Genomic DNA, 779 nt, shown 5'->3' on the forward strand with positions numbered 1-779 from the left:
AGTGTTAATCCTAGCTTTGAGCGTAATTTTTTTTCCTGCTGCTCTTGAGTTAACTTTTTTAGGGCTTTTAATGAGGATACGCCTTGAGCCAATAGTAAAATGAGCTGTTCTTTTGTTATATCAAAAGGTAAACTGCGATGTTTAAGATAAGCAACCAATGCAGCGACTGAAGATGGTCCTCCTTGAGCTACCTTATACAACTGGCTTATATTAAAATCCTTGCTTAAATCGGGGTGGTTATTTATGAACTCCTCTGTGTCTAATTTCAATCGTAAAATGATGCGTAAACTCTGCTCTTCACTATAACCAAGCACTTGCAAATCAGAAGAATAATCCTGATCAATATCATCTGGTGCTATTTCTTGCACTTTTTCTTTTAATTTTTTTAGTAGGTCGCTCTCTTTAATCTTTGCAAATGGCTGAACGAAAGGCTGCGGTATGACAGAAACGCGTTCTTTTCCTATATGAGGATTTGATAACTCTGTAGGCTTATTTACTGACTCTATCTCAACTGTATTTAATCTCTCTTCGTCCATAGAGCTCTGCATGAACTCCATGAAAGAAAAATCCCTGCTTAGATCGTCTTCTCTCTCTTCGTTCGTAGAGAAGGGAGCGGAGCAATCGTCATCTAGATCTGAAAAATCATCTTCTTTTAGTTCTAAAATCCAATCTAAATTTAGCAATTCATTAACACTATACATATAAAATGACTTAAATAAAACAAAATTGATGGTTTATTATACAGACAAAGAGATGATTATCAATCGCTTTGTTGCAAC

The 779-nt window shown here is 35.6% G+C and carries 1 protein-coding gene; it reads right to left on the reverse strand.

Annotation, left to right across the window (positions count from 1 at the left end):
* Positions 1-701 (reverse strand): hypothetical protein (locus tag ACWTEW_RS32280; protein WP_454783633.1); only part of this gene is annotated, 701 nt, incomplete at its 3' end.
* Between the last annotated feature and the right edge of the window lie 78 nt (positions 702-779).

It is taken from the genome of Legionella stuttgartensis (assembly GCF_977063405.2).